We start from the raw sequence: 7357 nt of genomic DNA, 5'->3' as shown, positions 1-7357 counted from the left end.
CTTCATATACTAAGGCTGTTTTATTAGGATATTTGTCAACTGTTTTTTCAAATATTTCCTTAACATTGAGATCCTTATTATGATCTATTTCAACATCATTAAAGACTTTAGTAATTTCATTCTTTTCTTCATCTGTTATTATATCTATAGAACTCACTAAAGAATCTGGATTTAAAGCAAAATAAATAACTATTTCCTTTAAGTGAGAAAGAATCAAATTAATATCCTTTTCTGAAAATAGATTAGTATTGTAAAGCATATCCAATCTTAATGTTCCAAGTTGATTAACACGTAAAGTAAGTGGATAGTTAGTTTGCTCTCGAGATTTGATAATTTCAAAAGTCAAACCCTCCTGTTCTGACAATATTCCTGGATTAGTTAAAAAATTCTCAAAAGCATAAACTGAATGAATAAAATCTCCTTTAAAAGTCCTTGATTGAATATCAGCCAAAGAACAGTGTTGATATTCTAAACTTTTTGTACCTTGATTTTGTATATTATTCAATAATTCTATACAACTCATATCCTCACTAGTTTTGACCCTTGAAGGAATTGTATTAATAAATAATCCTACCGATTTTTCTATTCCTGGTAATGAAATGTCCCTTCCCGAAACTACTTTCCCAAAAACCACATCATTAGAACCACTATAAAACTGTAGTAAAAGACCCCAAGCCGCTTCAATCATTGTACTCACTGTCACATTATAAGATGCAGACTTTTCTTTTATGGCTTTATATTCATATGATTCAAAAAAAAGATTCGATTCTGAAATTTTATTGCCGTTTACTTTTTCACCTGAAAAAGAATCAATTTTGGCATCTGTCTCATATCCATCAAGAAGCTCTTCCCAATATTTATATACTTCTTCTTTTTCTTGTCTTTCCAACCATTTAATATATTGACTATAAGAAAGTTCAACACTCTTTGAATTTTTTATTGAAGTAACAATTTTTTCTTTAGATTCACCTTTCTTAAGAGCAAAATAATAAGACAGATAGTCTTGAAAAAGTATAGATAAACACCATCCATCAATAATAATATGATGAAAGCTCCATACCATAATCCATTCATCATGAGATAATTTTATTATAGCAACACGAAAATTAGAGGATTTTTCAAAATCAAATCCTCTTTCCACATCTTTTTTAAGAAATTCGTCTATTCTAATTTCTTGTTCTTCTGATGAATATCCTTGGAAATCAAATTTTTTAAACTCAATTTCTTTTTCTTTAAGCACTATTTGAACAGACTTTTTAAACCTATTCAAGGGAATGATTGTTCTTAATACATCATGTTTTGTCGCAAGAAGCTGTATACTTTCCTTTGCCACATCTACTGAAAATTTTCCATTTATTTTTAAAGTTGTTTGCACAACATAATCTCCAGATTTCTCATCTAAGAGTTGATGATATAACATTCCTTCTTGAAGAGGACTTAAAGGATATATCTTTTCTATGTTTTTATTCAATTGTTGCTTACTCATAATTTAATTAGCCACCACCTTATCTTCTATAATAATCCCATCATATAATCGAATTAATCGGTTTCCATATAAAGTCTTACTCTCATCATGAGTAACTTGAATAATTGTAATACCATATTCGCAATTAATATCTCTAAATAATTCCATAATTCGTTCACCAGATTTACTATCTAAATTACCTATTGGTTCATCAGCAAGTATAATACTAGGATTAGTAATAACTGCTCGAGCTATAGCTACCCGTTGCTGTTGCCCCCCTGATAAATGACTTGGAATATCTTTACGCTTATCACTAAGACCTACTATATCTAAAATTTCATCTAATTTTTTATGATATTTTTTTACACGTTGACCACTCATCGCTATAGGTAAAAGTATATTTTCTTCTACCGATAAATTATGTACTAAATTGTAAAACTGAAATACAAATCCAATATCAGATCTCTGTATTTTGCTAATTTCTCTGTCTTTTAATTTTTGAATATCTCTATCATTTATTAAAATTTCCCCCGATGTTGGAGCATCTAAACCTCCCATTAAATACAACAATGTACTTTTTCCACAACCAGAAGGCCCCATAATAGATAGAAATTGACCATCCTCTACATCAAAAGTAATATCTTTTAAAACTTTTGTAATATTATTTCCAGAACCAAAATTTTTGCAAAGATTCTTTACTTCAATAACTTTTTTCATTTTCAACCCCCCACAATTTCTGTTTTTAATTACTTTTAATTTAGATATTAAATTAATAATTTAATATCTAAATTACTCATATTTTATTTCTTCAATTACATTCATCCTTAGAATTTTAAATATTGGAATTATTGCCGTTAACATCAGAACAACAAAAATTGATCCTACAACCGTAAAAATATTTCCCCATTGGAAACTAAATTCCAAATAAATACCTATAGAACTCAATAATACCCCTAATAATTTACTCATCCAAATACTTAATACTAAACCAGATATACATCCAATTAAAAAAGAACTTATTATTTCAAAAAATATCATTATATTTAACTGGAATTTACTCATAGATACTGAATATAAAACAGCATATTCTCGCTTTCTTTGTATAAATCCTATAACTTGATTATTTACTAATCCAATAGCTGACAACAATATAGAAAGTATTAAAAATATCCATACCATTGATAATAAACCACTTACTTGTTGTTCTTGATTTTCAATAAATTCATTAAAAGTTTCCACGGTAATATTTTCTCCAGATAATTCTTTATATAAAGTTTTCTTCATCTGTGTTAGATTCTTATCGGTACCTACATATATACTGCTAGGTATATCTGATACATTCTTTTTAAATTGATCCTCAGAGAATACTATTGTATTTCTAGCTGTAGTAAATATAGATGAATCTATGGTTCCCACTATCTCCACTTTAATTTTTTTAGTTTTAAAATCATCTGATTCAATTTCTAATTGATCCCCTATTTCAAATCCGTTCTTTATAGCATAGAACTCATCAATCATAACCTCACCATTTTTAAGATTTTCTATTTTTCCATCTTTATTTTTAACACCAAGTCTTTCGTCTTCAAATCCACATAAAATAAGATTCATTTCATTCCCATTGACCGTCAGAGTATTCGTATAACTATATAAAAATTGAAGATCTTTTACTCCTTGAACTCTCTTTAATTTTAAATAATCATTTTCCTTTTTTTCCATTCCATATAACTGTAGATCTAATTCAAAAGAACCTTTTGCTTTTACGAATAAATTCTCGAGGGACGAAGATGTCATAAAAATCATTAAAATCATTGAAAGTGAAATAACTACAAGTTTAATATTAGAATTAATAATTTTACTAGTTGAAATATTCCTTGTTCCTAAAGAAGGAGCTTCTCCAAATATCAATTTATTTATTTTAGTCATAAATAAAGATAAATATTTAGTGATGAAAGGTAATACTAATATTCCTCCAGCCATAGCAAATACTAAAGCCAATATCGCTAAAATCAGATTATATGAATTGTTTATTCTATATAAAACATAAGAAAATCCTTGTAACACAAAACCTAATACAGTAAGAACAATAGAAACTTTTTGAACAGAACTTAATTCTTCAAATATTAAATTCTTTATAGAATAATTCCCAATATGATAAATTACATGTATAACACTAATCAATTGAATTATTACAGCAAATATCAATGCAAATATTATGTATACATAATTGATTGGTGCTGATATTTCTCCTAATGGAGCATTAGATAATACACCCTGGGCTATGGTCTCTAATATTGTTTCCCTAAAATAAAATCCACAAATGACACCAAAAATTCCTCCCAAGAGACCATATACTAAATTCTCTAAAACAAGTATTGAATTAACTTTAATTTTACTTGCTCCTAAACTTCTAAAAGTCCCTACTACAGGAGTTCTTGATAATAAAATAACCTTAGCATTAGAAGAAATAACATAATAATTCATCAATAAAACTAATATCAAAATTATTAATAATACTTGACTAATCATATTAATATTAGAATCCATTGTTTCCTGATCAACCAAAGTTTCCACTACAAAATCATCATTATTTTCTTCAAGTGTTTTAATACTATTCTTTATGTTGGATTTATCAGCAAGGCTAATCATTAATACATTACTTTTATTTTCTTGTTCTGTTATTTCTTCTACTTCGGAATTAGTCATAACTATAAGATTTTCATTATCCACACCAAGAAATAATCCGGTTTCTTTAGCAATAGCTCCTATTTCATATTCCTTTACTCCTATTTGAGTTTCAATTGAGATTTTATCGCCTAATTCGTACCCATAATTTTTAGCTAATTGAGGACTAATTAAAATCTGATTATCTTTACTATTACTAAAATTATCCTCCTCTGAAATCACAAATAAGCCCTCATCCAAATAACTTTTTCTATTACATCCATATAATTGGAGAGTCAACTCATCATTATCAACTACTCCAAAAGTAGTTATAGCTGATAATTTATTACTAGCATCAATATTATCGGTTTTAAATTCATCCTCCTTAAAAAACGGATCATCTGTATCCTCGTGATTAACAATCATGTCGTACCCACGATATGATTCTTCATGTAAGGTTTCATACTGATGGATAATATCATCACGAGCTACAAAATTTAAAAATACAACAAATGTAGAAACCATAAGAGAAAATAAAATCAAGAAACCTCTTAACTTATTTTCCCAAATATTTCTTATAATGTACTTCATAAAAATTCTCATGTTTTTCCCCCTATTTATTTCTATCTATATTGCTACAGATAAAACATATTTTTCCTTTAAATTAATTTTTTGATAAAAATTATCTAATTCACATATATCTAAGTTTCCTAAAGGTTCAATTAAACCAGTTCCAAGCATTTTAAAATAACTTTCTTTTATTGTCCAAATTTTTGTTAATTCTAAATCTTTATCAATAGAATTATTGATCAATCTCAGTTCATTTTCAGAACAAATAGATTCTGCTAATCTTATATTAAAGGGAATCATATCTTGAATATCTACTCCAATCTTTTCCTTAGCAATAGCACAAGTCACACCAATTTTACAATGACTTATATTAAAATATAGTTCTGGAAAATATTTCAAAAAAGGTTTCCCATTTTCATTAAACAAAAAATCATAAGGCCCATAAATATTAAATCCCTTTTCCATAGCTAAAATAAACAACATATAAGATATAATACATAGTTTTTTATCTCTTTTCCTCTTATAACGACTAGCTTTAATCTTACGCTCTAATGGCATCAATGATAACATAGCCTTTAGTGATTCATCACTGATACTATCCAATGATGTAAAAACAAAAACCTGTACTTTTTTACCCCTAATTATTACTTCCTCAATATAATATTTTTTCAAAACTTCGGAAATGCTTTTAATACCCATTTTCCCCTCATCTGTAAATTTGTTCTAATTATATGTTTTCATTTATAATAAATAAATAAAATTATTACATAATATTCTTTTACATATAACTATTTTGTTACTTAAAATAATCAATATTATAAAAAAATGTAACATTTTTTTTATGTTGCTTCACGTCAATTATATATCATATTCTACAAAATTTATGTATCATATTTCAATAGTAATGGATAAACAACATATATAAGTGTATAAACAACATGTTCAAATGTATAAACAACCTATATAGATGTATAAACAACATTAATAATATAAATAATTTGTATAAGAAACCATAATACGAAAATGTAATACTAATGTTAATATAAAAAAATGAGAATCTTAAAAAATCAATAAATATATCCTTTACTATATTTTTCAAGCTGAAATTTTATAATTTCAAATCCTCTATCAATGTCATTACGATTTACACAAGCAATACTCAAACGTATACTTTTTTTATAAAATGAATCATCTAAGTAAAAACGTGCCCCTGGAAAAACAAATACATTCTGTTTTTTTAAATCCTGTACTAATTTGTTTTCATTTATATAATGTGGGAGCTGTAAGCAGGAGTAAAATCCAGATTTTCCTCCAATGCATTTAATATCATATTCTTCAAGGGTACATAAATTTTTTCTTAGAACTTTTTGTTTTTCTGAGAGCTCTTTTTTAATAGAAGTTACATGTTTTCTTAAGATATTACTCCTAATATATATCTCTAGTGTAGCTTGAGATACTAAAGAAGGAGAAAAATAGGAATAATAATAAGATAATTGAATGAATTGTTGAAATATATTTAATAAGTGAGATGGAACTACTAGGAATCCAATTCTCATCCAAGGTATTATTTTGGAGAAGCTTTTTAAATATATATGATGATAATTGTCTGAGTAGGCATAAATAGGATCATACCTACTATCAAAAGAGATATCTCCAAAATAATCATCTTCAACAATATATACATCATACTTGGCAGCTAATTCAGCGATAGCTTTTCTTTGTAGTCTATTATAGGAAGTTCCCAATGGATTATGATTTCGAGGTATGGTATAAAAAAATTTAATTCTTTTCTTTTTGAAAATATCTTCAAGCCTATTTAGATCTATTCCATTTTCATCTCTTGTTATTCCTATTACTTTAGCACCATAAAATTTTAAAAATTCCATAAAGAAACGGTATGTCGGCTGCTCTATTAAAATCAAATTCTTATCATTGGGAAAAGGCATTTGTGTTAATATACTTAAAGCTTGTTGAATTCCTAAGTTTACAAATATATTATCATGGTTTGTAAATACCTGAAAATCAGAGAGGTACTTAGGCAAGATTCTTCTTAATGAACCTACTCCTCCCCAAGAATTACTACTTAGAGAGTTATTTCTATAGATATCCACAGCACGATCAAGACAATGCTTTAGATCAGGAGTATTCATATTTCCTATAATGGGGTTTCCAGTTGAAAAATTAATAACCGACGAAGTTGTTTCCTCATTTTTTATTAATTTTTCCACGATATAATAGCCGCTTTGCGGTATAGAATAAACTATATGATTATTTTTTAAGGTTTCGTATGCCTTCACAACAGTATTTTTACTACAATTGTATTTATTGCCTAATTCTCTAACAGATGGTAGTTTTTTACCAGCCTTATGGCATCCGTTCTTTATGTCTTTTTCAATATCTTCAACTATTCGTTCATAGGTATTTTTCATCTTTACCTCCTTGACTGTACTGGTACAGTTACATTCTATCACAATTGAAATCACTTAAAAAACAAAATATAATAAACTTAAAGAATATTCTAAAAAATATTTAGGAGGTTTTGTGAATGGATGGAATAAAAATTGTAACGATTGGTGGAGGTAACTAACAATTACAATATTGACAGCCTCCCATGTTCATAAAGAGCATGGAGTGATACGAAAGTATCCAAAATCCTTTGAA

Annotated in this window: 5 protein-coding genes; all 5 read right to left on the bottom strand. The window is 27.2% G+C overall.

The features are described from left to right. The coding region (locus tag GOQ29_RS09905; RefSeq protein ID WP_252187585.1) for a condensation domain-containing protein at positions 1–1486 on the bottom strand (1486 nt) is incomplete at its 3' end. A gap of 3 nt (positions 1487–1489) precedes the next feature. Next, the gene (locus GOQ29_RS09900; RefSeq protein ID WP_203372494.1) at positions 1490–2182 is read right to left on the bottom strand and encodes an ABC transporter ATP-binding protein; all 693 of its coding nucleotides are present in this window, start codon (positions 2180–2182) and stop codon (positions 1490–1492) included. Positions 2183–2254: 72 nt separating this feature from the next. Beyond that, complete coding sequence (locus GOQ29_RS09895; protein WP_203372493.1) at positions 2255–4729, bottom strand: ABC transporter permease; 2475 nt, start codon at positions 4727–4729, stop codon at positions 2255–2257. 24 nt (positions 4730–4753) lie between these two features. Further along, a complete protein-coding gene (locus tag GOQ29_RS09890; RefSeq protein WP_203372492.1) occupies positions 4754–5395 on the bottom strand; it encodes a 4'-phosphopantetheinyl transferase family protein in 642 nt (213 codons plus the stop codon). Positions 5396–5763: 368 nt separating this feature from the next. Next, on the bottom strand, positions 5764–7125 hold the full coding sequence (locus tag GOQ29_RS09885) for an aminotransferase-like domain-containing protein (RefSeq protein ID WP_203372491.1): 1362 nt from the start codon (positions 7123–7125) through the stop codon (positions 5764–5766). Positions 7126–7357 lie beyond the last annotated feature (232 nt).

This window comes from Anaeromonas gelatinilytica (assembly GCF_016820635.1).
Lineage (GTDB): Bacteria > Bacillota > Clostridia > Tissierellales > SIT17 > Anaeromonas > Anaeromonas gelatinilytica.
Note: the sequence above shows the minus strand (reverse complement) of the source record. Positions and strands in the feature narration are given on the sequence as shown.

Coding starts and splice junctions, on each gene's coding strand:
- GOQ29_RS09900 (WP_203372494.1), bottom strand. CDS start 2,182: ATGAAAAAAGTTATTGAAGTAAAGAATCTTTGCAAAAATTTTGGTTCT.
- GOQ29_RS09895 (WP_203372493.1), bottom strand. CDS start 4,729: ATGAGAATTTTTATGAAGTACATTATAAGAAATATTTGGGAAAATAAG.
- GOQ29_RS09890 (WP_203372492.1), bottom strand. CDS start 5,395: ATGGGTATTAAAAGCATTTCCGAAGTTTTGAAAAAATATTATATTGAG.
- GOQ29_RS09885 (WP_203372491.1), bottom strand. CDS start 7,125: ATGAAAAATACCTATGAACGAATAGTTGAAGATATTGAAAAAGACATA.